Annotated in this window: 23 protein-coding genes; 14 read left to right on the top strand and 9 right to left on the bottom strand. The window is 48.4% G+C overall.

What is annotated here, in order from left to right; all coding sequences use genetic code 11:
• Positions 1-254 precede the first annotated feature (254 nt).
• Positions 255-683 (top strand): ferric iron uptake transcriptional regulator, encoded by a 429-nt coding sequence (gene fur / locus ACXAH4_RS09970; RefSeq protein WP_119501490.1) that lies wholly within the window; start codon positions 255-257, stop codon positions 681-683.
• Positions 684-731: 48 nt separating this feature from the next.
• Here fur and ACXAH4_RS09965 read toward each other — a convergent pair whose 3' ends face one another.
• The 4 genes from ACXAH4_RS09965 to ACXAH4_RS09950 are packed head-to-tail and all read right to left on the bottom strand — an operon-like array spanning position 732 to position 3,959.
• Positions 732-1,598, bottom strand: a complete 867-nt coding sequence (locus ACXAH4_RS09965) for a D-amino acid aminotransferase (RefSeq protein WP_474881724.1) — start codon at positions 1,596-1,598, stop codon at positions 732-734.
• A gap of 6 nt (positions 1,599-1,604) precedes the next feature.
• Positions 1,605-2,546, bottom strand: coding sequence for a 5-oxoprolinase subunit C family protein (locus ACXAH4_RS09960; RefSeq protein WP_474851433.1), 942 nt, complete (start codon positions 2,544-2,546; stop codon positions 1,605-1,607).
• Complete coding sequence (pxpB, locus tag ACXAH4_RS09955; RefSeq protein ID WP_474851431.1) at positions 2,543-3,232, bottom strand: 5-oxoprolinase subunit PxpB; 690 nt, start codon at positions 3,230-3,232, stop codon at positions 2,543-2,545. The genes ACXAH4_RS09960 and pxpB overlap by 4 nt, the downstream gene beginning before the upstream one ends.
• A complete protein-coding gene (locus tag ACXAH4_RS09950; protein ID WP_474881723.1) occupies positions 3,219-3,959 on the bottom strand; it encodes a 5-oxoprolinase subunit PxpA in 741 nt (246 codons plus the stop codon). Before ACXAH4_RS09950 ends, pxpB begins: the two co-directional genes overlap by 14 nt.
• Positions 3,960-4,025: 66 nt before the next feature.
• Between ACXAH4_RS09950 and ACXAH4_RS09945 the strand changes: the two genes are divergently transcribed.
• From ACXAH4_RS09945 to ACXAH4_RS09920, 6 genes are all read left to right on the top strand, one after another.
• Entirely contained in the window at positions 4,026-4,871 is an 846-nt protein-coding gene (locus ACXAH4_RS09945; RefSeq protein WP_474881722.1) for a CvfB family protein, read from the top strand.
• A 10-nt stretch (positions 4,872-4,881) separates the two neighbouring features.
• Positions 4,882-5,274 (top strand): OsmC family protein, encoded by a 393-nt coding sequence (locus tag ACXAH4_RS09940; protein ID WP_474844296.1) that lies wholly within the window; start codon positions 4,882-4,884, stop codon positions 5,272-5,274.
• On the top strand, positions 5,271-6,146 hold the full coding sequence (locus ACXAH4_RS09935) for an EamA family transporter (RefSeq protein ID WP_474881720.1): 876 nt from the start codon (positions 5,271-5,273) through the stop codon (positions 6,144-6,146). Before ACXAH4_RS09940 ends, ACXAH4_RS09935 begins: the two co-directional genes overlap by 4 nt.
• Positions 6,147-6,404: 258 nt before the next feature.
• The gene (locus ACXAH4_RS09930; RefSeq protein WP_474844298.1) at positions 6,405-7,472 is read left to right on the top strand and encodes an efflux RND transporter periplasmic adaptor subunit; all 1,068 of its coding nucleotides are present in this window, start codon (positions 6,405-6,407) and stop codon (positions 7,470-7,472) included.
• Between the two features lie 23 nt (positions 7,473-7,495).
• Positions 7,496-10,792, top strand: a complete 3,297-nt coding sequence (locus ACXAH4_RS09925) for an efflux RND transporter permease subunit (protein ID WP_474881718.1) — start codon at positions 7,496-7,498, stop codon at positions 10,790-10,792.
• The gene (locus ACXAH4_RS09920; protein WP_474881716.1) at positions 10,785-13,859 is read left to right on the top strand and encodes an efflux RND transporter permease subunit; all 3,075 of its coding nucleotides are present in this window, start codon (positions 10,785-10,787) and stop codon (positions 13,857-13,859) included. Before ACXAH4_RS09925 ends, ACXAH4_RS09920 begins: the two co-directional genes overlap by 8 nt.
• A 73-nt stretch (positions 13,860-13,932) precedes the next feature.
• Here ACXAH4_RS09920 and ACXAH4_RS09915 read toward each other — a convergent pair whose 3' ends face one another.
• The gene (locus ACXAH4_RS09915) at positions 13,933-14,253 is read right to left on the bottom strand and encodes a hypothetical protein (RefSeq protein ID WP_349586916.1); all 321 of its coding nucleotides are present in this window, start codon (positions 14,251-14,253) and stop codon (positions 13,933-13,935) included.
• A gap of 667 nt (positions 14,254-14,920) precedes the next feature.
• On the opposite strand from ACXAH4_RS09915, the gene ACXAH4_RS09910 reads away from it, so the two are divergent.
• The 5 genes from ACXAH4_RS09910 to ACXAH4_RS09890 all read left to right on the top strand — a co-directional run bounded on the left by ACXAH4_RS09910 (position 14,921) and on the right by ACXAH4_RS09890 (position 19,905).
• Entirely contained in the window at positions 14,921-16,153 is a 1,233-nt protein-coding gene (locus ACXAH4_RS09910) for a pyridoxal phosphate-dependent aminotransferase (protein ID WP_474881715.1), read from the top strand.
• Complete coding sequence (yfbR, locus tag ACXAH4_RS09905) at positions 16,153-16,758, top strand: 5'-deoxynucleotidase (RefSeq protein WP_474863894.1); 606 nt, start codon at positions 16,153-16,155, stop codon at positions 16,756-16,758. Before ACXAH4_RS09910 ends, yfbR begins: the two co-directional genes overlap by 1 nt.
• 85 nt (positions 16,759-16,843) lie before the next feature.
• Positions 16,844-18,178: an anti-phage deoxyguanosine triphosphatase gene (locus tag ACXAH4_RS09900; RefSeq protein ID WP_474844302.1), complete on the top strand. Its 1,335-nt coding sequence runs from the start codon at positions 16,844-16,846 to the stop codon at positions 18,176-18,178.
• Between the two features lie 107 nt (positions 18,179-18,285).
• The gene (msrP, locus tag ACXAH4_RS09895; protein WP_474881713.1) at positions 18,286-19,293 is read left to right on the top strand and encodes a protein-methionine-sulfoxide reductase catalytic subunit MsrP; all 1,008 of its coding nucleotides are present in this window, start codon (positions 18,286-18,288) and stop codon (positions 19,291-19,293) included.
• A 6-nt stretch (positions 19,294-19,299) separates the two neighbouring features.
• The gene (locus ACXAH4_RS09890) at positions 19,300-19,905 is read left to right on the top strand and encodes a protein-methionine-sulfoxide reductase heme-binding subunit MsrQ (RefSeq protein WP_474881711.1); all 606 of its coding nucleotides are present in this window, start codon (positions 19,300-19,302) and stop codon (positions 19,903-19,905) included.
• Positions 19,906-20,017: 112 nt separating this feature from the next.
• On the opposite strand, the gene ACXAH4_RS09885 is transcribed toward ACXAH4_RS09890, so the two are convergent.
• Genes ACXAH4_RS09885 through ACXAH4_RS09875 form a run of 3 tightly spaced genes read right to left on the bottom strand, consistent with a single transcriptional unit; the run spans position 20,018 to position 22,553 of the window.
• A complete protein-coding gene (locus tag ACXAH4_RS09885; RefSeq protein ID WP_474881709.1) occupies positions 20,018-20,542 on the bottom strand; it encodes a RidA family protein in 525 nt (174 codons plus the stop codon).
• Positions 20,543-20,557: 15 nt separating this feature from the next.
• Positions 20,558-20,953: a c-type cytochrome gene (locus ACXAH4_RS09880; protein WP_474844307.1), complete on the bottom strand. Its 396-nt coding sequence runs from the start codon at positions 20,951-20,953 to the stop codon at positions 20,558-20,560.
• A gap of 16 nt (positions 20,954-20,969) precedes the next feature.
• Positions 20,970-22,553 carry a flavin monoamine oxidase family protein gene (locus ACXAH4_RS09875; RefSeq protein ID WP_474881707.1) on the bottom strand — a complete coding sequence of 528 codons (1,584 nt, stop codon included), beginning with the start codon at positions 22,551-22,553 and terminating at the stop codon, positions 20,970-20,972.
• Between the two features lie 365 nt (positions 22,554-22,918).
• Between ACXAH4_RS09875 and ACXAH4_RS09870 the strand changes: the two genes are divergently transcribed.
• Both ACXAH4_RS09870 and ACXAH4_RS09865 read left to right on the top strand, forming a co-directional pair.
• Positions 22,919-23,278 (top strand): deoxyguanosinetriphosphate triphosphohydrolase, encoded by a 360-nt coding sequence (locus ACXAH4_RS09870; RefSeq protein ID WP_474881706.1) that lies wholly within the window; start codon positions 22,919-22,921, stop codon positions 23,276-23,278.
• A gap of 50 nt (positions 23,279-23,328) precedes the next feature.
• Positions 23,329-23,793, top strand: a complete 465-nt coding sequence (locus tag ACXAH4_RS09865) for a YchJ family protein (RefSeq protein WP_474881704.1) — start codon at positions 23,329-23,331, stop codon at positions 23,791-23,793.
• A gap of 53 nt (positions 23,794-23,846) precedes the next feature.
• On the opposite strand, the gene ACXAH4_RS09860 is transcribed toward ACXAH4_RS09865, so the two are convergent.
• Entirely contained in the window at positions 23,847-24,647 is an 801-nt protein-coding gene (locus ACXAH4_RS09860) for a DODA-type extradiol aromatic ring-opening family dioxygenase (RefSeq protein WP_474844311.1), read from the bottom strand.
• Between the last annotated feature and the right edge of the window lie 60 nt (positions 24,648-24,707).

The raw sequence follows: 24,707 nt of genomic DNA, 5'->3' as shown, positions 1-24,707 counted from the left end.
TTCATTGAACTTATCGGTAGAAACTTAACAATGCTTTAGTTCGTTGAGAGGGTAAATCCTGAATAACTCTCTGCATACCGCCTGCAGGGTCCGGTTAGCTGCACAAAGTCCTTAAAAAACGTATGGATAAATGACAGGGATCAATGATTTACTCTGCAGATTAATGTTGAAGATATCCGCGCTTTTACTTTTAAAACCTGGCAAAGTACCTATAATGAGCGTTAAATCAGAAGAGCTTCCAGAAGTGATTATTTATGGATCAAAATAAAGAACTAAAAAAAGCGGGTTTAAAAGTTACACTTCCCCGTTTAAAAATTCTGCAGATCCTGCAGGAACCTGCCAACCAGCATATCAGTGCTGAAGATGTGTATAAAATTCTGATCGATCAGGGTGAGGAAATTGGTCTTGCGACGGTATACCGTGTGCTTAACCAGTTCGATGACGCTGGTATTTTGAACCGACACCATTTTGAAGGTGGCAAGTCAGTATTTGAAATCAGTCATAAAGAGCACCACGACCATCTGGTGTGTCTGAAATGTGGCAAAGTCATCGAGTTTGAAGATGACGTGATTGAACAACGTCAAATTGAAATTGCCGAACGCAATAACATCAAACTGACACATCACAGCCTGTATCTTTACGGTGAATGTAAAGACGGTACCTGTGATAAAACCGACGACTGAGTCGCCGGTCGTTAAGATTAAATAAACCTGCACAGCGTGCAGGTTTTTTTATAACGTAAACTTGTGTTTGTTGAAAGCTGTGATGGCTTTAAGCCATACCTCACCGGCCTGCCCGTTCCCCACGGGTTTATCATCCACCGAGATAACAGGGCTGATTTCCTTACTGGAGCTGGTTAGCCACACTTCATCAGCACTGAACAATACTTCTGCTGTAACCGGTACTTCCTGCACCTCAACGCCTTCTGCTGCAAGACTTTCAATGACCAGCTTCCGGGTAATTCCCGGCAAAATTTGATGATCCAGCGGTGGTGTCATGATAACACCCTCTTTCACAACGAATACGTTGCATGAACTGGCCTCAGTCACTTCCCCGTGGCTGTTCAACAAAATGATTTCCTGTTTACCGGCCTGCCGGCCTTGCTGATAATGCATCACATTGCCGAGCAGCGATGTAGATTTGATGTTACAACGCTGCCAGCGCTTATCTTCACCACTGGAGACATCAAAGGTTACCACTGCGGCTTTATCCGGCACCGGCGGCGCGGCGGTAGCAAACGCAAAAGCGAACACAGTGGGAGGAATATTGTCAGGATAACCATGGGCACGTTTCATCTCAGTACCCCGTGATACCTGAATATACACACCCACTGACGCAGAATTCAGAGCTTGTGTATTTTTCGTCACCAGTTCACTTACAAGCTCTGTCCATTGTGCCTTTGTTTTCGGATTTGTAATTGCCAGCTCATCGAGCCCGTTTTGTAACCGGTCGAGGTGGGCGTTCATACCAACAGCTTTACCGTGCAAGGTAGGGATCACCTCGTAAATACCGTCGCCGAACAGAAAACCTCTGTCCATCGGAGAAATACGTGCCTCTTCAAGGGGTAAAAACTGGTCATTTAAAAACGCGATTGTCATCAGATATCAATTGTTCCTGAAAAAATTGTCAATACGGGCTTGCCTTAACAGCCATGTTCCGCGGGCATTTTCCGGATCCACCGGATTAAACGTTAACGTTGTGCCGGGAACAGACTGCGCTACCCTCGGAAGATCATATGGCGCTATTACGCCGATTTTGGGATAGCCGCCCAGAGTTTGTCTGTCAGCCAGCATTATAATCGGCTGACCGTCTGCAGGCACCTGCACAGAACCGCAATTAATTCCTTCTGAGCGCATAGCTTCAAACCCCGACGATATGGCAGGACCACTCAGGCGATAACCCATGCGGTCACTTTGCGGTGTCACACTGTAGGCTGAGGAATAAAAAGTTGCCCGGACTCTGCTGCTGAACATGTCATGCTGATAAGCCGGAATAATATCAACCGGTGCATCACTGGCATAGGGAGCAAGCATGGAAGCAGGCAATTTGCGGCTTATGTTTTCCTGTGCTGCAGGGACAACATGAATTGTGTCACCGGCATGAAGAGGCCTTCCGTCACCGGCAAGTCCGCCCAGCTTTTCCCGCATCACGGTGCACACAGAACCGGCTATTTCAGGTATCTGCCAGGCGCCCTGAACAGCTAAATAGCAACGTTGACCTGCAAGCTGCTGCGAAACCTGAAGCTCATCTCCGGCGCTGAGGTTAACTGTGGCCAGTTCAGAAGCAGGTTCACCGTTCACGGCAAGTGAAACAGCAGGGCCGCAAACAGCCATAGTGGCTGAATGCTCAAATCTGATGTGTACATCACCGGCAATTTCAATGCAAGGATTGCCTTCAGGGTTGCCAGAAAGCCAGTTTGCAAAGTTAAAAGCTTCGACGTCTAAAGGACCTGAGCCGCTAAAACCCTGCTCCTGCATCCCTGTTCTGCCGGCATCAACGATTAAACTGATGAATCCCGGATTGATAATAGTAAAGGATATTGTCATGCCTTCACCTGCTCCAGGTATTCCCGCTCATCAATTTCATAGAACTCTACTTCGTCGCCGGCCTGCAACAGGGCCGGCTGCGCACTGGCAGGATCAAATAAAGTTAACGGACTGAGTCCCAGTAACTGCCAGCCGCCGGGCGATACTTGCGGATACACTGCAGCCTGACGGTCGGCCAGTGCAACCGCACCGGCGGGCACTTTTGTCCTCGGTGTTTTGCGGCGCGGTACCGACAGACGTTCCGGACTTTCCCCCAGATAAGCGAAACCGGGCGCAAACCCCACTGCAAACACGCGGTACACGGTTGCTGTATGCAATGCAATTATCTCACTGACCGCCAGGCCGGTGTGAGAAGCGACTTCATCGAGATCGTTCGCTTCCGGGGCACCATACCAGACAGGGATCCGGTGTCGTCGAAGGCTTTTTCCGGCTGACATCTGCGGTTGCAGTTGACGCAATAAACGATATACACCATGGCTGTCAGTTATCTTTGCATCGAACAAAATTAGCAGGGAGTCATAGGACGGGATGGCTTCTTTTAACCAGATTGGCGGATTCGCCTTCAACGCAAGATGATAAGCGGAAACCGCAGCGTTCATTTGCGTGACATCTTTACCACCGAAGTACAATATGAGACCGTCCATGCCGGCAAAGGCAATGTGACGGACATTGTCAAAGGGTTGCATGATTCAGCATTTCTCTGAATGATTTTGCCATCGCCACTGCGCCGGGTGAATCGCCGTGCACACAAAGGGTGTCTACCTGCAACGACAGCGTTTTACCGCCACTGGTTATAATCGTACCGTGTTCCAGTAATCCCTGTACCTGCGCGGTGGCCTGATCATGATTCAGCACCGCACCGGCGTGTTGCCTCGACATTAAATAGCCGTCATCGGTGTACCGGCGATCAGCAAAGGCTTCAAATTGAAGCCGGAGCCCGTAAACCTCAGCTTCTGCAATAAGTTTGTCGCTGTCAGGATGAGCCTGAATCATCAGACTGAGCGCTCCCTGCCCCGCTTCTGCCACGGCTTTCATGACGGTCTGGCGCAGCGCCCTGTCCTGCATTAAATCGTTATACAGCGCTCCGTGAGGTTTAACGTAGGACACCTCTACCTGCTGAATTCGGGCAATGCCGGTCAATGCTGCAATCTGGTATTGCAGGCAGGCTGTCAGCTCATCATCCGCCATTTTCATTGAACGCCGGCCGAAGCCCTGCAGATCCGGATAAGACGGATGAGCCCCCGTGGCCACACCCGCTGCTTTAGCCAGTGCGACAGCTTTACGCATTACCAGCGGATCACCGGCGTGAAAGCCACAGGCAATGTTCGCCTGATCGATATACTCCATAATGTCGCCGTCGACAGGCATATGCCAGGCACCGAAACTTTCACCAAGATCGCAATTCAACTTCATAATGGTTTAGCTCATTCTCACAATTGGTTATCATGTTACCTGTATTTACTTTCACAGTCAGTCCTGATGATACACATTGGCAAAATCAATACCCTTCAAGTCGGTGAATCACTGCCTTTTGGCTTTCACCTCTCCAGTGGCGATGATAACGATCCGCTGGTACTGCTAACCCATGAAAACATGGCCGCGCTGCCGGAAAAAGTGAAAACCGGTGATACGCTGGATATTTTTGTCGGCATCGATGAAACCGGAAATCTTGAAGCCTGGCCGCAAACTCCGGTAGCGCAGGCTGGTGATACCGTGGTGCTTAAAGCAACCGGCGCAACAAATTTCGGTGCATTTTTTGACTGGGGCGGTCAACGGGATCTGCTTGTCCCTGCGGGCATGCAGGACGGACCGGTCAATGAAGGCATGCGCTATGTTGTCCATATTTATCACGATGAAAGTACCGGCCGCGTCCTGGGTGCCACCCGGCTTCACCGTTTCATTAAGGAGTCGTCAGATTCATTGAAAGCCGGCGACGGGGTTGAATGCCTGGTGTATTCAAAAACGGAACTGGGTTTTAAAGTCGTCATAAATGGTGAGGCACTGGGACTGATTTTTCACAGTGATGCATTTAAGCCATTAAAAACCGGTCAGCGACTGGATGCTGTCATTAAGACCATCCGCGAGGACGGCAAAATTGATGTAGCCCTTCAACGTACCGACAAAACCGGCCGGAAAACACTGGAAGAAGCTATTCTGGAAGATCTGGAAGCGCATGGCGGTGTTTCTATCTTAACCGATAAAAGCAAACCGGAAGATATTTACGCCCACTTTAATGTCAGTAAAGCGGCATATAAAAAAGCATTGGGTGCGTTATATAAACAACGCAAAATTACCATCACGAAAGATGCAGTAAAACTGAATTAACAGGAATAACATGAAAGCAAAAGTTGTATGGGATAACGATCTCACTTTTACCGGTACCACAGATTCCGGCTACAAAACCGTGATGGACGGCAACGGACAGGCCATCTCTCCCATGGAATCCGTGCTGATTGCAGCCGGGAGTTGCTCCAGTATCGATGTGGTGGATATTTTGAAAAAAGGCCGGTTCGACATTTCCCATTGTGAATGTGAACTGGTAGCAGAGCGCGCAGAAAACCCGCCCAGAGTTTTCACTAAAATTGTTGCCTGTTATAAAGTAAAAGGCGAAGGTTTATCTGAAAAAGCCGTTGCCAGAGCCGTACAACTGTCAGCAGAAAAATACTGTTCAGTGATGTTAATGCTGGCAGGTAATGTAGAGATCGAAACCCGCTTCGAAATTCTGTGACCTGGATATTCTTTACCGTTGGCGCGGTAATCCTGCAAACATTCAGAAACGCCTTTCAAAGTAAACTCAGCCAGCACGTCAACACCTCAGGTGTGACGCTGGCCCGTTTTCTTTTTGCTCCGCCAATCGCCCTCGCCTATCTGATTACGCTTTATCAGTTTTATCCTGTGGGCATACCGGCATTTGACAGCACTTTTATCGCCTATATTCTGGTGTCCGCAGTCATGCAAATTGTGGCCACATCCCTTATGGTGGTGTTGTTTAAGCAAAAAAATTTCGCTGTGGGTGCAGGACTGGCAAAAAGCGAGGCGCTGGTTGCCGCGGTTTTAGGCACGCTTTTCTTCGGTAGTCAGCTTACCTCTTTTGGCTGGCTGGGGATCATTATCGGGGCGGTTGCGGTATTTGTACTGAGTGGTGCAACGCGCAAAGGCGAACTCAGCCTGAAAACCATACTGACCGGACTCGCCTGCGGAGGCAGTTTTGCACTGACCTCGCTGTTTATCCGCGAGGCGGCCAATCAGCTTTCTGTTCCCTTCCCGGTGAATACTGCCTGGGGACTGCTGTGGGTTCTGTGCATTCAGACACTGATCCTCTGTGTTTATATTTCTATAAAAGAGCCCTACGTATTCCGGCAACTTCGCCGTCAGCCGGGACTGACGCTGGCTGCCAGTACCACCAGCTGTTTTGGTTCAGTTTGCTGGTTCAGTGCTATGACTATACAGTATGTGGCCTATGTAAAAACACTGGGACAGATAGAAGTGCTGACCACCATGGTCATTTCGGCGGTGATGCTGAAAACACCGGTCAAAGGTCACGAAGTGACTGGCCTGGTGCTTATTGCTATAGCTGCAATATGTGTGATGTGGAGCTGACGACCGGCTTCATTCTTCCCTTTTTGAAGCCCTGATGTCAGTCCGCTCAGAAGCCTCTCAATTATTTTGCTTAACACTGATTTTAACACCAGTAATTAGTGGTTTTGACTAATACTTGTGTATCTCGCCAACTCCCCTCCTCTCACCAAAACCACTAACCTGTTGAATATAATAACAATTACACGAAAGTTGTAGAGTGGCATGGTCAATGCTGTTACGGGGTATAACTTATAACAGTACTCACTACGGGCTTTGACCATGGAAACCAGAACACCTTTATTACTCGCAGCAACCTTTTCACTTGGCTTACTCAGCACGACCCTTGCCGGTTGCGGCAATGCCGGCGCCACGGATGAAGAAAAGGAAGAGGCCGTTATCATTACTATTCCTGTTGAGGCGATAACCATTCAGCGGGGTGAAATTTCGTCAAATTATGCAACCACCGCTATTTTAGAAGCGCAGGAAGAAGCGTTCGTTGTCGCCAGAGCATCCGGCATCATCGAACATATCCTGGTTGAAGAAGGTGACTATGTTGAAAAAGGTCAGATCCTGGCGCAACTTGATAAACGACGTTATGAACTGAACCTGCAAAAAGCAAGAGCTGACTTAGCCGGTATTGAGCAGGAACTGGCGAAAATGAATAAGGTATATTCCCGCAAACTGATCAGTGACGATGCGTTTGAGAAGCTGACCGCTCAGTTTGAGTCTGTACAGGCGAATGTTGAACTGGCCGAACTGGATCTGAAAGAAACGACCATCACCGCCCCTATCAGTGGCTATATTGCAGAGCGTAATGCCAAAGTTGGTAACCTGACTGAATCCTTCCAGCGCGAACGTATGTTTCATATTGTCCAGCAGAAATCCCTGCAAGGTATTGTCTATCTGCCCGAGAGTGAACTTTCTCAAATCCGCAATAATCAGCAGGCTACACTGACTATCCCCGCACTGAACCACCGCAAAGTTACTGCCCGCGTAGCACGTATAAGCCCTGTCATTGATGCCACAACCGGCACATTTAAAGTGACTCTGAACGTACCCAATGACGAAGAAAGACTGAAAGCCGGTATGTTCAGTGAAGTTGCCCTGAATTATGACACTCACAGTGATACGCCGCTTTTGCCTCGCTCTGCACTGGTGAGTATTGATAACGAGAGCAATGTATTTGTTGTCCGTGACGGAAAAGCATTAAAAGTGCCTGTGACGCTGGGCTTTGAAGATGCCGGCATGGTGGAAATTATCAGCGGCCTCACCGGCAACGAAACCGTTGTCACCGTTGGCCACCAGAATCTTAAAGATCAAACCCCTGTAGACGTTGTTAACAGCTGATTTTACGCGCAAAGGAACTGACAATGAGTATTGTAAAATTAGCGGTTAAACGTCCGGTCGCCATCGCCATGTTTACTGCTGCCATTCTGCTTTTTGGTATGGTGTCACTGAGCAGACTGTCGGTGAATCTGTTACCTGAACTGTCCTACCCGACACTTACAATCCGCACTGACTACGAAGGTGCTGCGCCTGCGGAACTCGAACAACTGGTGAGTAAGCCGGTAGAGGAAGCGGTAGGTGTTGTAAAAGGCGTCAAAAGCGTTAAATCAATTTCCAGAGCTGGTCAGTCTGATGTGGTACTGCAGTTTTCCTGGGGTACTGACATGGACTTTGCCAGCCTGGAAGTACGGGAAAAGCTGGATATTCTGCAACTGCCACTGGATGTGGACAAACCCCGGCTTTTAAAGTTTAACCCCTCTATGGATCCGGTGATGAAACTGGGCCTGTCGCTGACACCGGATGCCCTTTCAAGTGATCCCCGCCTGGCAGCGGAACAAATGAAGACACTGCGCTTATTTGCAGAAGAGCAGATAAAGCGCAAACTGGAGTCTGTTGAAGGTGTTGCCTCTGTGCGGCTGGGCGGCGGACTTGAAAACGAAATTCAGGTACTGGTTGATCCCCGGAAAGCCAGTCAGCTGGGTGTCAGTATGAGCACCATTATCACCCGCTTACAGGAAGAGAATGTCAATGCCGCAGGAGGCCGGCTGGATGACGGCACGCAGGCATTTCTGGTGCGCACACTCAACGAATTTGAATCCCTGAAAGATATCGAAAATGTGTATATCAGCCGGTTTGAAGGCAAAAATGTTCAGTTAAAAGACGTGGCCAGCGTCAGTAATCTGTACAAAGAAAGAGATGCTGTCACCCGTTTTAACGGCACGGAAGGCACAGAGATAGCCATCTATAAAGAAGGCGATGCGAACTCTGTGGATGTGGCTACACGGGTTCTGACCGAAATTGATGCGTTGTCCGGAGCGCTGCCCGCACAATATCATCTTGAAACCATTTACAACCAGAGCACCTTTATTAAGCAGGCCATCGACGATGTTAAAACGTCAGCGATGATCGGCGGCTTGCTGGCAATGCTGGTGATTTACCTGTTTCTGCGGGATTTCAGCACTACGCTAATCATCTCGGTTTCCATTCCAGTTTCCGTCATAGCCACCTTTAATCTGATGTATGGTAATGACATCAGCCTGAATATCATGAGTTTAGGTGGTATTGCGCTGGCAGTAGGTCTGCTTGTGGATAACAGCATTGTGGTGCTGGAGAATATCGACAGACACCGCAAACTCACGAACGGTAACAAAGCCCTGGCGGCAGAGCGCGGTACAGAAGAAGTGACCGGTGCGATTATTGCCTCCACACTCACCACGATGGCGGTGTTTGTGCCTCTGATATTTGTTGAAGGTATCGCCGGGCAGTTGTTCCGTGATCAGGCGATGACCGTGTCATTTGCCCTCGCGGCTTCTCTGGTCGTGGCTCTGACACTGATCCCTGCTCTTGCAGCACGCAGCCGCCGCACAGAACCTGCTCACACGAAGACTTTCAGCCAGCCCGTCGTGCCCTCATCTGCACATCCTGCCCTGCGCGGCCTTAAAGCAATTCTCACATTTCCGTTCCGGTTGCTGTTTATTTACTTACCTCAGGCATTATTCACTGTTATTTTTGCTCTGTGGAAGGCTTTATCAGTATGCTTTGGCGTGCTGTTCCGTCCGCTCACCGCACTGGTAGCAGCAGGCTTCAGTTTGCTGGAAAAAGGCTATGATAAAGCAATACGCGGTGCCCTCTCACAACGGGCCATGGTCCTTGTTATTGCCCTTACCATTACTGCCAGTTCTGTACTGTTATTGCCACGCCTAGGAATGGAACTTATTCCGAAACTCACTCAGGGAGAGTTTTACGTCGAAGTCACCCTGCCGGCGGGTACCCGGGTTCAGCATACCGACGCCTTACTGGCCAGGCTGGCTGAGGTCACCAATGCCCGGGCCGGCGTGGAACGAAGCTATTCACTGGCCGGAACCGGCAGTTTACTCAGCGCAGCCCCGGGACAGGGTGGTGATCACTGGGGTCAGTTAAATGTTGTTATGAAGCCCGGTGCAGGCACTGATGACATGGAAGAAGTAAAAACAGCCATGCGGCAATTTCTGTCATCGCAGGCCGGCGTACAAAGTCAGTTTGGCGAACCTGAGTTATTCAGTTTTGCAGCCCCGTTGCAGGTCCAGTTGCAGGGCTACGATTTAAACCAGTTACAACAATACAGCCGTTCGATTATGTTAAAGCTTGAGCAAAACCGGCGCTTTACTGACATCACCACAACACTGCAGGCCGGTAATCCCGAGCTTAAAATAGCCTTTAATAATGCCGCACTTGCCAGACTGGACCTTGACGCAAAGCAGGTTTCGGATGTTGTTGCAGCACAAGTTGGCGGTAAGGTGGCAACTCAATACTCTATGGATGACAGAAAGGTCGACATTCTGGTACGTAATCAGTTGCAACAACGGGATAATGTTAACGACGTCAAACAAATTATCGTCAATCCGGACAGTGATTTCCCTGTACCACTATCCGCTGTTGCTGATGTGTTTATGAGTACGGGACCGTCTGAGATTACCCGCGAAGACCAGCAACGTGTGGTGCTTATTAACGCTAACCTTGCTTACGGCGATCTGGCTGAAGCCGTGGAAGAAGCGCAGGCAGCACTGGCATCAATCCGTTTCCCCCTGTCATTAAAAGCGGTAGTGGCCGGGCAGAGCGAGGATATGCAGGAAAGCTTTGCGTCATTGCAGTTTGCTTTAGCCCTTGCTGTTTTTATGGTCTATCTGGTGATGGCGTCTCAGTTTGAATCACTGTTACATCCCCTGCTTATTTTGTTTGCCGTGCCACTTGCCGGTGCAGGCTCTGTGTTCGGGCTCTGGCTCACTGACACACATATCTCTGTAGTGGTATTTATCGGTCTTATCATGTTGTGCGGGATTGTTGTGAATAATGCCATTGTGCTTATCGACCGCATTAATCAGCTCAGGGCTGCCGGCATGGAAAAAAATGCAGCGATTATCGATGCAGGGAAAAGCCGTCTACGCCCGATTGTGATGACAACCCTTACCACTATTCTCGGCCTGTTACCCATGGCAATTGGTTTCGGCGATGGTGCAGAAGTGCGTACGCCCATGGCGGTCACTGTGATATCAGGATTAACCTTTGCCACTCTGCTGACACTGGTACTTATCCCGGTACTGTACAGCTTATTTGATACGAAAGAATTTGCGGCCCGTCCGGCACTTTCAGAGGAAGAAAACGGAGAACGCACTTATGGATAATCACGCTTCTGCCGGTGCTGCCCGTCTGGCACGGTTTGCTTTGACCCACCCGGTTACCGTTTGCATGTGCTTTTTGTCCATGTTGCTGTTCGGCGTTATGGCATCCCGGTTATTACCCCTGGAGAAATTTCCCGGAATCGATATTCCTGAGATAGTGGTTGAAGTGCCATACCGTGACGCCACGCCATCTGAAGTTGAGCGCATGATAACCCGTCCGGTAGAAGAAGTACTCGCTACCATGTCAGGAATCAAACGCCTGCAGGCCACATCCATGGAAGACCGGGCGCAAATTTTCATCGAGTTTGACTGGGATGAAAATATCAAAGCCAAGAGCATTGAAGCCAGAGAGAAAATCGACGCTATCCGCCACGAATTACCGGATGATGTTGAACGGGTACTGGTTTACAAATTCAATACCAACGACATGCCAGTATTTCAGTTAAGGGTATCCAGTGCACGGGATTTAAGTAACGCTTATGACTTACTGGAAAGAAACCTTAAGCGCCCGCTGGAACGGGTACCGGGCGTCTCGAAAGTGGAACTTTACGGCGTGTTGAAAAAGCAGATTGTCATCCGCTTAGATCCGCAACAACTCAGTGCACTTAAAATCGATACAGCCAAACTGAGTCAGCGACTGAGACAAGCTAATTTTTCAGCGTCGGCGGGAGCACTTGGTACTGAAAATAAAATAATCATCAATCCGGCAGGAGAATTCACTGATATTACCGACTTTGAAAATCTGATTGTAAGACCCGGGATCCGGCTGAAAGACATTTCTACCGTGAGTTGGGAAAGTCCGGAACGCAATGAAGGCCGTCATCTGGACCGTACTTACGCGGTTGGCTTCAATGTATTTCGTGAATCAGGCAGTAATCTGGTTGAAGTAGCAGACAAAGTCATGGCGGTAATTAAAAAAGCAGAGTCAGACCCTGAATTTAACGGAATCAACCTGTTTGTGATGGATGACACCGCGAAAAGTGTCAGTTCGTCGCTGGGCGATCTGATCATGGCAGGTTTACTGGGGGCGCTGTTGTCTGTGGCTGTGCTTTATGTATTTTTACGACAATTATCCACCACTTTCATTGTTGTCCTCTCGGTGCCCTTCTCTATCTGTATTACCCTTGGCGTCATGTACCTGATGGGCTATTCCCTGAATATCCTGTCCCTGATGGGCCTGATGCTGGCGGTAGGCATGCTGGTGGATAACGCGGTGGTTGTCACAGAAAGTATTTTTCAGGCCCGTCAGAGTGACAGTAATGCGGTGCGTGCCACACAGACTGGCATCAATAAAGTAAGCCTTGCGGTTATTGCCGGCACGGCCACGACAGCTATCGTGTTTCTGCCTAACATTGTGGGCGTCAAAATTGATATCACGGTATTTCTGGAGCACGTGGCCATTGCCATCTGTATTTCACTGTTTGCCTCTTTGTTGCTGTCGCAGACGTTGATCCCTTTGCTGGTCTCAAAAGTGAAAGTACCGGTGGAAAAGAAGTTAATCCAACCCGGCTATATTACCCGCTATGGACGATTACTTAACTGGTCACTGGCACATCAGAAAACAACCGGTTTTCTGGCGTTACTGATATTACTTAGCGCAGCCATACCACTGAGTCAGATCAGCGGAGATGATGAAGGGAATAATGATAATGAGCGTATCTGGCTTGAATACCACATCACGCAAAATTACAGCCTTGAAGAGGTGGAATCTACCGTTAATAAAATGGAAGCATTTCTGTATGAAAATCAGCAGGCTTTTCATATTAAACAGGTTTATACCTATTTCGAAGCCGGTCATGCGGTATCAGGGATCACATTGAATGATGAACTACCTGTTCCGGTGTCAGACATTAAAGAGGCTATCCGCGAAAAAATGCCACAATTTGCCAGAGCCCGTCCGTCGTTCCAGTGGGACAGCGGCAACGGTGGCGGTGTCCGTCTGACATTACTGGGAGAGTCGTCTACCCGCCTTCGGGAACTCGCTGATGCACTGGTGCCGGTTCTGGCCAGCATCGACGGACTGGAGGACGTAAAAGCCGATGTGGGCAGTGAAAAACAGGAATTTCAGATCACTATTGATCGTGAAAAGGCCTGGCGGGCCGGAGTCAAGCCTGACGACATTGCCGGCCTGGTAGGCACTGCGCTGCGGGGCATAAATCTGCGCACGTTCCGCTACGGTGATTCCGGCGAAACCGGTGTGAGACTGCTGTATGGCGAAACGGAACAGGCATCACTGCAAACCCTCAAAAGTCTGGTTGTGAGTCATGTTGATAACCGCCCTGTTACCTTAGATATGATTGCCGGTATTACGGTAAAACCTCAGCTGTCCGAAATTCGCCGGTTCTACCGCCAGACCGCACTGTCTGTGGGAGCTAACCTTGCTGAAGATGTGACCGTGGAGCAGGCAAGAGAACGGATAGAACATGCCATGGCGTATGTTGCTTTACCAGAAGGCTACCAGTGGACTCTGGATGGCAGTTTCCGCCGGCAGGATGAGGCTTTCGCGGTCATGCAGATGAATATGTTGCTGGCTGTCTGCATGATTTATATCGTCATGGCTGCCCTGTTTGAATCACTGTTGTTACCTGCCGCAGTGATCACATCACTCTTATTCTCGTTCACCGGCGTATTCTGGGCGTTTTTTGTGACCGGTACGTCGATGTCGGTAATGGGGATGATAGGCATGCTGATCCTGATGGGTATAGTGGTCAACAATGGCATTGTACTGGTCGACAGGATCAATCAGCTGGTAAATGAAAATGTCCCTTTGTACCGTGCAGTAACAGAAGGGTGTATGTCACGCATCAGGCCGGTGCTTATGACCGTGGCAACAACCGTACTGGGATTGGTGCCTCTGGCTGCAGGCAGCACAAAAATAGGCGGAGACGGGCCGGCATATTCACCTATGGCCATTGCGATAATCGGAGGACTGCTATTCTCAACACTAACCAGCCTGGTACTGGTACCTATGGCTTACGTGGCTTTACTGAGATTGCGGTTTAACGTGGTAAAAATGATGACGAAAAGCAGGGAATCAGTGAATCGTCGTTTTCAGGCGGGAAGAGAATAACGGTAGCCATTGATCAGGGTGGGAGCATCCATAATTGCTATGGCGTCCACCCTGCTCTTTAGCCAACCCACGCTTAGCTGCGTGAAGTCAGGAATTCATGTACGTCTGATGCTTCACGTTGTACAGAGAAGTCAACCAGAGTAGAACCGTTGCAAGTCAAACCGTCTTCAGCAGTCAGCATACGCAGAACTTCACGCTCAGTAGCAGCGATACGACCAACGTTACGGCTCAGGTTAACACGCAGTGCACGTACATCGTCAGTAGCAACAGCTTTACAGAAACCGGCGAATTGAGTGTCACCGATAAAACGGTATTCTTTATCAGCAGCAAAAGCAGGTGCAGAAACAGCAGCAACGCTCAGTACAGCAGCAAGAGTTTTAGTGATAGCTTTCATAATTCATTTCCTCAAAGTTTGGCGAACTTATTATTTTGTCTTCAGGACCCTGTGCCCTGTCGACGTATATATTTATCCTACAAAATCCGCGTAAATGCTGTTGTATTATTGTTTCAGGTGGGTAACAGTTTGGTAAAAGGCAATGAATCAGCTTTGTTACATTTGCAAATCATTGTATTTATTTGATTATTCCTGAAAGCATATTTCGAAATAGAATAACAAATAACAATATAATGAGATATAAATCTAAAAATTGAGCTTGAAACAGCGAGATTTAAAGCACTTTTTCTGAAAGTTTAACAAAATTTCACATGTAAAAGACGATTTGCCGGACCAAAAAAGCCTAAATTCTGTAATTAAATTACATTTCAACCCCTACTTTTGACTACATACGGCAGGAGAAGTGCTCATTATTTGCGCATAAAAATGTATAAAGCCGGCACTAAAAATACAGTAGCAACATGTGCTTTTAAAAAATACTCATCATAAGATGAGCCAAAAGAATGCAACGGATCACGAAGAAACCATTCATTTAATAGTGAATACCGGAATAACTTCTTCCCTTATCACCATAAAATGATGATAAAGATAACAAAATCCTCTTAACAGACACCCAGCCGATGCGATACTCTGTCAGCCCTTTTACGCTGATAGATTAGAAGACCTGATGAAACCTGTAGAACGCTCTCACAAACTGGATAATGTATGTTACGACATCCGGGGTCCTATTGCGGCGCAAGCACGCAAGATGGAAGATGAGGGACATCGAATTCTGAAACTGAATATCGGGAATCCGGCGCCTTTCGGCTTTGAAGCGCCTGACGATATTCTGAAAGATGTTATTTATAATCTGCCCACTTCCCAGGGGTATTCAGAATCTGCAGGTATCTATGCGGCCCGTGTTGCCGTGATGCAGTACTACCAGCAAATGAACATTCCGGACATCCGCATTAATGACATCTTTATTGGCAATGGCGTCAGTGAAATGATCATGATGGCAATGCAGGCATTACTGAATACCGGCGACGAAGTGTTGATTCCAAGTCCTGATTATCCATTGTGGACAGCCGCAGTAAGCCTGTCTTCAGGAACACCTGTGCATTATCGTTGTGACGAAGAGGCAGACTGGTTTCCGGATATTGACGATATTAAAAGTAAAATCACCAGCCGAACACGGGCAATCGTCTTAATTAATCCGAACAATCCTACCGGTGCGGTTTACGACAAAACCTTATTGCAACAGGTGGTTGATGTAGCCAAAGAACACGGCCTCGTTATTTTCTCTGATGAGATCTATGACAAAATTCTCTACGACGGTCACAAGCATACCTGCATTGCTTCCCTGACTGATGAAGTGTTCTGTGTGACGCTGGGCGGTTTGTCTAAAAATTACCGTGTGGCAGGTTTCCGTGCCGGCTGGCTGGTAGTCAGCGGTAACAAGCGTATTGCTAAAGACTATATAGAAGGGATCAACATGCTTGCATCCATGCGGATGTGTGCCAATGTGCCTTGCCAGAGCGCGATTCAGACAGCGCTGGGTGGATATCAGAGCATTAACGATCTGGTCCACGATGGTGGTCGCCTCAAAATCCAGCGGGATGTGGCTGCAGATATGCTGAACAGTATTCCCGGCATCCACTGTGTAAAACCTAAAGGCGCAATGTATTGCTTCGCCCGGGTCGACGCGAAAAAATTCAATATCACCAATGACGAGCAGATGATTTTTGATTTGCTGAATGAAGAGAAAATTCTTCTTGTCCACGGCCGGGCATTTAACCTTCAGGAAGGCTGTTATTTCAGACTGGTATTTTTACCCCATGCTGACATCCTTAAACCTGCACTTACCCGCATCGGTTCGTTCTTCAAACATTACCGTCAGCACGGACCGGAAGTAATCTAATGTCAAAGCAAAGCACGTTTTTAGCCTGGATCCTGCGTATGCCCCTGATCAAACGCTGGTCTCTGATGCATACCGTCAAAAGGGAAAATATTGCTGAGCATTCCCATCAGGTTGCGGTCATTGCTCACCTGCTTGCAGTCATCCGTAAAGAACATTTTGGCGGTACGCTAAGCCCTGAACGTGCCGCGACTATTGCGCTCTACCATGAGGTATCTGAAACGAAACTATCAGATATTAATCATGTCACCAAATATCATAATCCCCGCATCACGCGGGAATTCAAAAAGCTGGAAGATGCTTCTGAAAAAGAATGTGTCGCTTCTTTGCCTCTGGCATTACAAAAGCATTTCTCAGATTTGGTGGTACAGGCCAGTGTGGATCCTGAATATAAAACGCTGGTGAAAGCCGCCGATCTTATCTCCGCCTGGTTAAAAGCCTGTGATGAAATTGCTTTCGGTAACCGCGAGTTTATTCCCGTCCGTGACCGCCTCGACGGCATGCTTGCCCATTTTAAAGAAAAGCTGCCGGAAGTCCGTTATCTGTTCGACACCTTCACAGACAATTGTCTGGTAAGCGTTGATGAACTGTCACAACAGGATATCTGACTCCCTCAGCCCTTTGTAATTCAAGGGTTTGATGCTATGTTGAACACTGAATCAACACGCATAAATGTGAGAGAGTAACTGCAGTATGCCGGATTTTTCGTCAAAGTGGTGTGAGAGACGTTTGCCACGCAGTCAATCCCGGGACGGTGATCACAGAAACCCGTGGCAACGGGACAAAGCCAGAGTGCTGCATTCCGCCGCTTTCAGGCGGTTGCAGTCGAAAACACAGGTGCTGGGGGCCGGACTCAGCGACTTTTACCGCACCCGTCTTACGCACTCACTGGAAGCAGCTCAAATCGGCACCGGCATTACCGCTCAGTTACAGGGCAAGTTTCCCGGCGAAACCCGCGAGTTGCATCTCGACAGCAGCCTGATTGAAACCCTCTGTCTGGCTCATGACATCGGTCACCCTCCCTTCGGGCATGGTGGTGAAATTGCACTGAATTATATGATGCATGATCACGGCGGCTTTGAAGGAAACGGACAGACCTTCCGCATTATATGCCAGCTGGAACCCTATACTGAAGAGCACGGCATGAACCTTTGCCGCCGCAGTATTCTGGGACTGGTAAAATACCCCAATTTTATCGACACCCTTACAAACCCTGCCTGTCTCGGTACCCGGCCGGGTTCATTGAGGCAGCTTCAGGCCTCGCACTGGCACCCTCCCAAAGGGCTTTACCGTTGTGATGAAGCATTGTTTGACTGGCTGCTCGACCCTCTGGGCGATGACGAAAAAGACCGGTTCATGGCGTATGAGCACAATGAAGACAGACACGGGAAAACCCGTTACAAATCTTTTGATTGTTCCATTATGGAACTGGCGGATGATATCGCATACGGGATCCATGATCTTGAAGATGCCATCGTGATGAAAATGGTCTCGGTCAGCGCCTTTACTGAAGCCGTAACCAAACCTCTTGCAGAAATGGATGTCCCGTGGCTGTCAGCAGAGATCACATCTCTCACAAAACGCCTGTTCAGTGAGCGCCATCACGAACGGAAAAATGCCATCGGAGCACTGGTAAATAGCTTTATTACCGCGATTGTCATTGAAGAAAATCCTGTATTCAGCCATCCCCTGCTCCGTTACCAGGCCGTTATGCCTGAGCGGCATTTCAACGCCCTGGCTTTATTTAAGGATTTTGTATTTCAGAAGGTCATCAGGAAAACCGAAGTTCAGTTACTGGAGTACAAAGGTCAGCAAACAGTGATGGAACTGTTTGAAGCATTCAGTTCAGAACCGGAACGGCTGTTACCGGATAATACACGCAGCCGCTGGCTGAAAGCGCAGGAACAGGATAACGGTCACAGAGTCATTTCTGATTACATATCAGGCATGACAGATGAATTTGCCGCAAGGCTGTATGCCAGTTTGTTTTTACCCAAACAAACTGCACAATTCGACGGTTTCAGTTGAAATCCCGTAATTGCAGCAGCGTATAACCTGTAAATGAACAATATTTAATTGAAATAAAATCACTGTGATACCGGTCTTACAGATGTGTTTTTATAAAAAGGGTAGTTATGGCTCACCGCTTCAAACCATCTCAGACATTCAAAGATTGTGACGTTACTGATGAATCTGTTTACCGCGACCGCCGCAATGTGATCAAATCACTAGGCTTTGCCGGGCTGGGTGCGCTCATGTCGCAACCTGCATCAGCTTTTGGCTGGTTCACCGATGATGAAGAGAAAAATGACACCTTCCGGACACGGCCTCTCGATTTTTCCGTGAACGATAACTTTAAACCGGATGAGGCGCTCACACCGGAAGCAAAAGTAACGTCCTACAATAATTTTTACGAATTCGGCACAGACAAAAGCGATCCTGTAAATAACGCGCAGCAGTTCATCACCGAACCCTGGACGTTGAAAGTAGACGGTCTGGTCGAAAAGCCTCTTACTCTCAATTACGATGATTTATTTACCCGGCTTGCGCTTGAAGAGAGAATTTACCGTTTACGCTGTGTCGAAGCCTGGTCGATGGTAATTCCCTGGATGGGATTTCAGCTAAGTCACTTGCTTGCAGAGGCGAAACCATTATCGTCGGCTAAATATGTGGCGTTCAAAACACTTTATGATCCTGAGCAGATGCCCGGCCAGCGAAGCCGCTTCACCGGAGGCGGCATTGACTACCCGTATGTAGAAGGCTTGCGTATTGACGAGGCGACGCACCCGCTAACTATGCTGGCAACCGGTGTCTATGGTAAAAGCCTGCCTCCACAAAACGGCGCGCCGGTCAGACTGGTCGTGCCCTGGAAGTACGGCTTCAAAAGTATCAAATCCATCGTCAGTATCACGTTAACAGACAAAGAGCCGCCAACAACCTGGAAACGTCTGGCCCACCGGGAATACGGCTTCTATGCGAATGTAAACCCGGCGGTTGATCATCCCAGGTGGAGTCAGGCTTCTGAAAGACGGATCACCAGTGGTGGTTTGTTTAATCAGAACCGCATCCCTACCCGCCCGTTTAACGGATACGAAGAAGTTGCATCACTGTATGCAGGTATGGATTTATCTAAGTTTTATTAGGTTTCAATGAAGAAAACGTTGTTTTCACGCCCTGTCAGGCTGACATCATTTCAGGTCAACAGTATTAAGTTTGTGATCCATGGCCTGGCATCGGGTTACCTGGCGTTGTTATTTTATGCCGGCATCAATGATCAGCTGGGTGCCGATCCGGTAAAAGCGCTACTCCATTCCAGCGGGATTATGGCGGTGAACCTGTTACTTTTTACCCTCGCGTTGTCACAGATTGCAAGGCGTCTGCCCTGCGCTGATATCATTAAACTCAGAAGAATGGCAGGGGTTTATGTGTTTGTATACGCACTGGCGCATTTTCTTACCTGGCTGGCGTTTGAACTGCAGTTTGCCTGGCAGATGGCCGGCGCAGAGATCGTCGAAAGGCCATATATACTGGTGGGTTTCGCCGCCTTATTGGTCCTGCTTGCACTGACGGTCACGTCTCCGTTGTTCATCAGGAAAAAAATGAGACAGCGCTGGCAACCCCTTCACAACACCGTATGGGTGGCATTGTTTCTGGCCATTTTGCATTACACCTGGTCACTCAAAACAGGCTGGCAGGAACCAGTATTCTACTGGCTGGTTGCCGGTATATTGTTTAGTTTGCGCTACGTCAGGTAGACAGATGCTGGCGGGATAACAGAAAGGCTCAGAACAACATACCCTGTGTTTTATTGAATGCCGGTGGATGCCGGTGAATGCATAGTATCACCGGCACAAGGTTCTTTGAGAATTACTCAGGACGAACCGCAGTCACTTCAATCTCTACCAGATAGTTAGGGTTCGCCAGACCGGCAACCTGTAAAGCTGACCGTGAAGGCAAGTTAGGCTGTTCATCTGTTCCGAAAAACTGAGTATAGCCTCGCATAAAGCCGGCAAAATCCATTTTCCCGTCCATTTCAGGATCCCCGACCAGAAATGCCTGCATTTTGATGACATCGCCCATAGTGAGCCCCAGACTTTTCAAGTTTTCGTCGATACGTTTCATGACGCTCACGGTTTGCATTTCTGTATCACCGTAGGCCTCCCTGCTGCCTTCCGGTGCGTCAGGGTTGCTTACGCCGGGTACAGACCCGCTTAAAAATACAATGGTACTGGTTGCCGGCACTTCAGAGGCGCGCAGTATGGGGAAATCTGAACCAATTAAACCATGACGTATAACAGTTTCTTTCGGGGTGGAGGTTGCTTCTGCTTCACTGCAACCTGTATTTGCAAGTACAGCACTCAGTAGTAACGGGGCAATTAATATCTTTTTCATTTACGTTTTTCCTTTTTATCTTCGGGCAATGGTTTTAACGTCTTCTGCACTCACGGTGTCAGTAAAATGGTTACCAAAGTGGGTACGTGTATAATTCACCACTTCGGCGATTTGTTCATCGGATAAATATTGTTTTAATGCGGGCATACCACCCATACCGTTGCTGACCATAAATGTGACATAGGGAGCAGCACTCAGTTTGGGATTGTTTGCCAGTGCAGGATATGCGCCTGCACCTTTGGCGCCCTGTGCATCAGGCATATGACATCCCTGACAAATAGCGTGATAAAGCTCATCTCCGGACACTTCTTCAAAATTCTTACCCTGAGAAAAACCGGCATCATCAGTAGCAAGTGCACAGCTGCTCAGAAGCAGTAAACCGGTACCGGCAACGTTAATTAATGATTTCATTGTTCTGTCCTCTCTTTCATGCAGCCGTTGTCAGTGCTTTGGCATGTAACCGTTCGATAGCGTCCCGCGCCGAAGCTATAGCCCCTTCCTGCCATGCAGGCAGATTTGAAGCATGCTCACCGGCCAGTACCAGACGACCATCTACCTGACACAGGTTTTCATAGTGTTCTTCCCGCTTTTCTTCAGTCCACACGCCATAGCATCCTTGTGTCCAGGGCACTCTGTGCCAGCCAACGGCAATGCCGTTGTCGAACTCCTGTTCGTATTGCGGATGGATCTGTTTGCCGTATTGAACGGCTTTTTTGACTCTCTCCTCCGGTGGCAACGAGGTAAATTCGAAAGCGTTCGGCCCCCATACATAGCCGCCCAGCAACACCCCTTTGCCTTTGTCACAAAACTTTGTACTGGGATAACTGATATTAGTAATGGGCAGATTGGTGTATGAAACACCGCCATAAATTGCATCGTCCTGCTCCCAGAAGCGGCGCTTAAATTCCAGGCCCACTTTCACTGACGCTGCGTAAGGCACCGAGCGGATAGCGGTTTTCATTGCATTGCTTGCTGTGACAGGGATCTGAGAAAGAATCGAGAGAGGAATTGTGCACACACACCAGTCAGCCTGTGCCTCTTTGGCAGTGCCCTGCTGGTCGTATTTCACTGTTACAACGGAGTCGCTCTGATCAACAGATGTGACTCTGGCGTTGTATTCGATAAGATCACCAACCCGTTTCTCAAAGGCTTTCGCAATACTGTCCATACCACCAACAGGCTGAAAAATACTGCTCTGGAATTCGATGTCCTGGCCATTCACTATGTATTTCCACAGTTCAGACTGCAGTAAAGCACTTTGGTCAAACAATTCGGAGGGTTCAGGTTTGGGTGACAGTCCGCCGCCCGGTGGTACTTTAAAGCCACGGCGTAAACTTGTCTCATAGGACTTTTTATAGGCAGAAGATTTATCAAGTGCTCCCCAGTGACGAAGAGACTCAAAAAGCTTCTCTCTGTCTTCACCGCTCAATTCAGCATCAAGTGCATTCTGGTTAATGACTTTACTCAATAACTCAGCAGCATATCCCTGGTAATCAGCCTGCACTTCGCGGTAACGCTGGGGTTTACCGTTAAACGCTTTAGTTGAATGCACGTAAGCGTTGTAGTTAACCTGAATAAAAGGCTCAATAGCTACGTTAAACTCATTGATGTAAGACATCACATGATGGTGATGGTAGGGCACACGCCAGGGACCCGGATTGATGTAATTCCCCTCAGCGAACTGACATTGCTGGGTCGCACCACCCAGTTCTGTATAAGTATCGCCACCACGGAGCGTCCAGCAACGACCACCGGCTCTGCCATTAAACTCAAGGATTTTCACCTTGTAGCCGGCTTTGCGTAGCTCATAAGCCGCTGTCATACCCGCAACACCGGCACCCAACACCAGTACAGATGCCCCTTTCTTCGTACCGCTTAATTTCAATGTACCGGGCTTTGTAGATTCGGCCGCAAAACCCAGTGAGCTCATGGCCTGATACATCGCGCCGGCGCCCGCTGTTTTACCAATCCACCCTAATAATGCACGGCGGCTCATACTATGACTGCTCAACGACTGCCCTCCTTGTACTTAATGAAATATCGACAGATACGCATATATTGCACTGTAAGTACCACATTGAGCTGAGCAGGGTTAAACAGTCAAAAAATACGATAATCCGCTGAACCGGCCACAATATGTTATTTATATGTGAATCTTAGTTCGTTTATTGCTCAAACTCAGGACGCCTGTTGCCCTATTAAGATGCATTCGATGCACCAATGTTAAAAGTGTTAACGACTTCAGCCCACGCTACTGCTGGCTTGCTGTCCAAATCTGTTGTGTTGCGCTGCTTTTTTATGCAAAAAAATACTTGCACAAGTCTTCATCCTGAAATACTGTATACCTATACACTGTATAAACGAACAGGGATTACCATGACTCATTCAAACAACGTCGTTCAACTCAGCTTTGCCTTTGATGGCGCGCCCCGTGAAGTTTCACGTCCCCGTGGCTGGTCGTACTTAATTGCAGAATCGGTAGCCTTTAAAAAGGATGTGCCACACAGTATCCGTATGCAGAAACCTTCGGAAGAAGATGTACCAGGATGGATTTCAAGGCTCATCATGTCTGGTCAGTGCAAAACGATATATGTAGAGAATCTGGCTCTGGACGATCAGCAACGGGTGGTAATTCAACAATTATGTCGCCGTTATGCCGTTTCAGTTGTGAATCTGCGGGTTACCAACGATGAACAAAACAGAGAAATGAAGAATGTGGTTACCGGGCCTTGGTGATAGCCCTGTACAAAGGTACACTGCCCCGAAAAAGTTAAACGGGCATAATAATGCAGTGTTATTGCAATAGCGGTAAAGACAGAAATCAGTGTTGCGTGCCATTGCTGGCTGGCCAGCAAGAGGCGACTTCACCGGAACAACTGATGCGTTCGAGATACTCCGCGTATGTCAGCAAAAATTATGAATACGTACTCAAAACCTATACAGCATCAAAGCGGGCAGATTTGACAGTCAGTGCTCTTGAAGAAAGTGCATCCGGCACGACCTGGCTCCATCTTGATGTATTGCAAACAAATACAAACCATGTGGAATTCAGAGCGTGGTATGCTGAGAGGCGGAAAACCGGTGTTCTCCATGAAACATCACTGTTCCTGAAAGAAAACAATTGCTGGCGCTATGACAGCGGAAAATTGCATGATGATACCGGCACCGTAAAAATTAGCAGAAACGATCCCTGTTTCTGTCAGAGCGGTAAAAAATTCAAACTTTGCTGCCAGCGAAAGACAGGTTCCTGACGGAAGTGCAGCTCAGGACAATTATCAAACCATCCTGAACGACCCCACAGTTGTCACCATAAAAATGTTGTCGCCAGTTTTCCTGCAATGTGCGTTTGAAAGGCGTGCTTTGCCGGTTTCCCTGCAAGTCCGTAACATACGTGTAGGGGCAATAAATGTTCTTCACGGGGATGGCAAAATCTGGCATTCGGCGCCGTTGTTTCCCAATTGATGAGTTGATGTGAGCGCTCTCCTTCCCTGATACCGACATCAGTCATCAGTGTTTTCAGCCAGAGCTGAAAAGCATCATTCATTTCATCTGCACCGGCAACCGGTTTGAAGAACGCTTTCATATTGTGGAAGGAAAATCCTGAGCCTATCACCAGCGTTTTTGATAAATCACATTTTGCCAGTGCCTCACCCATGCGTACATGCATAGCAGCATCGAGATACTTGCTTAACGATAACTGTACGACAGGAATATCAGCCTGAGGAAACATGATTTTCAGCGGCACGAACATACCGTGATCAAACCCTCTTTCCGGTGACACTGATAATTTTATGCCGGCCGCTCTGACAGACTCTTGTAATGCTCCGGCAAATTGGGGATCCCCGGGGGCCGGATAGGTAATACTGTAAGCTTCTTCCGGAAAGCCATAATAATCATAAATTAAACCGGGTGACGGATGCCCTGTTACGCTAAAGTTACTTTCCTCCCAGTGCGCACTGATCAGGAGAATGCGCTCCGGTACCGGCAGAGAGGCAGCGATCCCGCTTAGTTGATCTACCATGCCCTGGTGAGAAGGCTCACCAAGAAGCGGAAATGGTCCGCCACCGTGAGAAAGATAAATAATATTCTGAGCAAGATTTTGCATAAAGACTCCGGGAAACAGAAACTACTATCGTGTTGACGCTTATTTTCCTACTGATCCCGC

This window comes from Alteromonas sp. ABV2_168, from assembly GCF_056161165.1.
This window is presented reverse-complemented; position numbering and strand designations above follow the sequence as displayed.

What these genes read in the sequence shown, in the direction of transcription:
- ACXAH4_RS09925 (WP_474881718.1), top strand. Translation starts at nt 7,496, where the DNA reads ATGAGTATTGTAAAATTAGCGGTTAAACGTCCGGTCGCCATCGCCATG.
- ACXAH4_RS09885 (WP_474881709.1), bottom strand. Translation starts at nt 20,542, where the DNA reads ATGAAAAAGATATTAATTGCCCCGTTACTACTGAGTGCTGTACTTGCA.
- ACXAH4_RS09870 (WP_474881706.1), top strand. Translation starts at nt 22,919, where the DNA reads ATGACTCATTCAAACAACGTCGTTCAACTCAGCTTTGCCTTTGATGGC.
- ACXAH4_RS09930 (WP_474844298.1), top strand. Translation starts at nt 6,405, where the DNA reads ATGGAAACCAGAACACCTTTATTACTCGCAGCAACCTTTTCACTTGGC.
- ACXAH4_RS09965 (WP_474881724.1), bottom strand. Translation starts at nt 1,598, where the DNA reads ATGACAATCGCGTTTTTAAATGACCAGTTTTTACCCCTTGAAGAGGCA.
- msrP (WP_474881713.1), top strand. Translation starts at nt 18,286, where the DNA reads ATGGCTCACCGCTTCAAACCATCTCAGACATTCAAAGATTGTGACGTT.
- ACXAH4_RS09890 (WP_474881711.1), top strand. Translation starts at nt 19,300, where the DNA reads ATGAAGAAAACGTTGTTTTCACGCCCTGTCAGGCTGACATCATTTCAG.
- ACXAH4_RS09960 (WP_474851433.1), bottom strand. Translation starts at nt 2,546, where the DNA reads ATGACAATATCCTTTACTATTATCAATCCGGGATTCATCAGTTTAATC.
- ACXAH4_RS09915 (WP_349586916.1), bottom strand. Translation starts at nt 14,253, where the DNA reads ATGAAAGCTATCACTAAAACTCTTGCTGCTGTACTGAGCGTTGCTGCT.
- ACXAH4_RS09900 (WP_474844302.1), top strand. Translation starts at nt 16,844, where the DNA reads ATGCCGGATTTTTCGTCAAAGTGGTGTGAGAGACGTTTGCCACGCAGT.
- ACXAH4_RS09940 (WP_474844296.1), top strand. Translation starts at nt 4,882, where the DNA reads ATGAAAGCAAAAGTTGTATGGGATAACGATCTCACTTTTACCGGTACC.
- ACXAH4_RS09910 (WP_474881715.1), top strand. Translation starts at nt 14,921, where the DNA reads ATGAAACCTGTAGAACGCTCTCACAAACTGGATAATGTATGTTACGAC.
- yfbR (WP_474863894.1), top strand. Translation starts at nt 16,153, where the DNA reads ATGTCAAAGCAAAGCACGTTTTTAGCCTGGATCCTGCGTATGCCCCTG.
- ACXAH4_RS09880 (WP_474844307.1), bottom strand. Translation starts at nt 20,953, where the DNA reads ATGAAATCATTAATTAACGTTGCCGGTACCGGTTTACTGCTTCTGAGC.
- ACXAH4_RS09945 (WP_474881722.1), top strand. Translation starts at nt 4,026, where the DNA reads ATGATACACATTGGCAAAATCAATACCCTTCAAGTCGGTGAATCACTG.
- ACXAH4_RS09860 (WP_474844311.1), bottom strand. Translation starts at nt 24,647, where the DNA reads ATGCAAAATCTTGCTCAGAATATTATTTATCTTTCTCACGGTGGCGGA.
- fur (WP_119501490.1), top strand. Translation starts at nt 255, where the DNA reads ATGGATCAAAATAAAGAACTAAAAAAAGCGGGTTTAAAAGTTACACTT.
- ACXAH4_RS09950 (WP_474881723.1), bottom strand. Translation starts at nt 3,959, where the DNA reads ATGAAGTTGAATTGCGATCTTGGTGAAAGTTTCGGTGCCTGGCATATG.
- ACXAH4_RS09865 (WP_474881704.1), top strand. Translation starts at nt 23,329, where the DNA reads ATGCAGTGTTATTGCAATAGCGGTAAAGACAGAAATCAGTGTTGCGTG.
- pxpB (WP_474851431.1), bottom strand. Translation starts at nt 3,232, where the DNA reads ATGCAACCCTTTGACAATGTCCGTCACATTGCCTTTGCCGGCATGGAC.
- ACXAH4_RS09920 (WP_474881716.1), top strand. Translation starts at nt 10,785, where the DNA reads ATGGATAATCACGCTTCTGCCGGTGCTGCCCGTCTGGCACGGTTTGCT.